The organism is Frankia tisae (assembly GCF_025403405.1).
Taxonomy (GTDB): domain Bacteria; phylum Actinomycetota; class Actinomycetes; order Frankiales; family Frankiaceae; genus Frankia; species Frankia tisai.
The window spans coordinates 1-2054 of the sequence record NZ_JANEZT010000627.1; the positions used below are offsets into that span (position 1 = coordinate 1).

General features: G+C 71.9%; 2 protein-coding genes. One reads left to right on the top strand and one right to left on the bottom strand.

From position 1 onward, the window contains the following. Positions 1 to 1242: glycoside hydrolase family 26 protein (locus tag NBZ85_RS30655; RefSeq protein WP_261563372.1), on the top strand; the 1242-nt coding region annotated here is incomplete at its 5' end. 127 nt (positions 1243 to 1369) lie between these two features. Here the strand turns inward: NBZ85_RS30655 and NBZ85_RS30660 are convergent. Further along, positions 1370 to 1804 (bottom strand): MerR family transcriptional regulator, encoded by a 435-nt coding sequence (locus tag NBZ85_RS30660; RefSeq protein WP_261558625.1) that lies wholly within the window; start codon positions 1802 to 1804, stop codon positions 1370 to 1372. Between the last annotated feature and the right edge of the window lie 250 nt (positions 1805 to 2054).

Sequence of the window (2054 nt, forward strand, 5' to 3'; positions counted from 1 at the left end):
GCCGAGGCCGCCAAGGTTGGCGGCCGCCATGCAGACCGGTCGGATGACCGCGTGGCGCCGGTCTCCGGTCGGCGGGCCCGGGCGGGGGCGTGGATCACCGCCCACTGGGGCGGCAATGCCAGCCGGGTCCCGCACCTGCCCGTCATCGCGGTGTCGGTCGCGGTGGTGCTCACGCTGGTCGCGGTAACGGCGCTGCTGCTGGTGCCGCCCAGCAGCGACGGCGGGGCCGACCCCATCGCCACCAGCGCGAGGCAGGGCGCGTCGCCGGCCGCGCAGCCGGGCACCGCGGCCCGGCCCCTCCAGACTGGTGCGCCGGTGGCGGCCGTTCCACAGGTCGAGCGGGCCGCGACCACCGGGCCGTTCCCGACCGGCGTCGCCGCGCACTCCCTGGCGCAGGCGAATGCCTGGGCGAGGTTCCGCGGCCGGCCCAACGACGTCGTCGTGATGTACACCGACCGGTCGAGCTGGAGCTCCCTCACGGATCCGTGGATGGGGCACAGCACGTCGACCTTCGCCGGGTACGCGGGCACCTGGGTCCTCACCCAGCCGCTGTTCCCCGACTCGGGGGCGGAGAAGGGCAACCTCGCCGACTGCGCGGCGGGCAACTACGACGCCAAGTGGCGGCAGTTCGGGCGCTGGCTGGTGAACATGGGCCGGGGCGACTCCTTTGTCCGGCTGGGCTGGGAGTTCAACGGCCTGTGGTTTGCCTGGGCGGCGACGGATCCGCAGCAGTGGATCCAGTGCTTCCGGAACGCCTCGTCGGCGATCAAGGCGACCAGTCCGAAGGTCCGCATCGACTGGAACCTCAACGCCCACGGCTCGACCACGCCGGTCGGCGCGTTCGATCTCTACCCCGGCGACCAGTACGTCGACGTCATCGGCATCGACAGCTACGACCAGTACCCGCCCAGCCCGACCTACGCGGACTTCGACGACCAGTGCAACGGTGACGCGGGGCTCTGCCAGGTCATCACCTTCGCCCGCACCCACCACAAGCTGTTCTCGGTGCCCGAGTGGGGCGTGGTCAGCCAGCAGGGCACGAAGGCCGGGCGCAGCGGCGCGGCCGGCGGGGACAATCCGGCCTTCATAGAGAAGATGTACGAGACGTTCACGCACAACGCCGACATCCTCGCCTACGAGGCGTACTTCTCCGACGCGGAGGAGGGCAACGTCCGCTCCTCGCTGGTGAACCCCGATCTCAATCCGGCCTCTGCGGCCGCCTACCACCGGCTCTGGGGCTAGACGATCTCCGGAGCCAGGTGATCTCCGGGGTCAGACGATCTCCGGGGTCATGGGTAGGACTTGCTCGGCTGGAACCCCGGTGCGGCGTCCCGCGTGTCCCCTCGGGGGCGCCGTACCAGGCGGCGGGTCAGGCGGTGCCGCCGCGGCGGTCCGCGTCGTCGTGCAGCCCGCCGACGAAGGACTCCGCCACGCTCACCTGCTCCCGCAGCGTCGAGAGCTTCTCCTCGGCGAGCAGCACCCAGGTGCCGAGCCGCTCCTGCAACGCGGCGCGGGTGTCCGCGGCCAGGTCGGGTGCGGCCAGCTCGTCGCGCAGGGTCAACAGCGAGCGCATCTCCTCCAGGGTGAAGCCGAGCGGCTTCATCTTCCTGATGAGCAGCAGCCGCTCGATCGCGTCCGCGTCGTAGAGGCGGAATCCGCCGACGGTCCGCCCGACCGGCATGAGCAGGCCCGCTTCTTCGTAGTAGCGGACTGTTCGCAGGGAGAGGCCGACCCGCTCGGCTACGTCCCCGATCTGGTAGACGTCGCCGCGGGCCGCGTCCGATCTCGAAACGTTGCGGCGCATCCTGGACAACTCGACCCTAACGTCAGCGTAGGTATCGGGCGACCGGACTGGACGCCAGGCAGTCGACTGTACGTCGACCGGCCGTCGGGCGTGCTCGGGGCGGGGGCGCGGCGGGCATCCTGTCGTAGGCTGGTCATATCGTCTGTGCCGACGGGGTCGGGCCGGTGCCGGCCGACCGCCCGGGTCATCGCCGGGGCGGGTCGGGTGGCGGGCCGGGCCCTGGGTCGAGCGGGCCCGGGCCGTGGCGGGC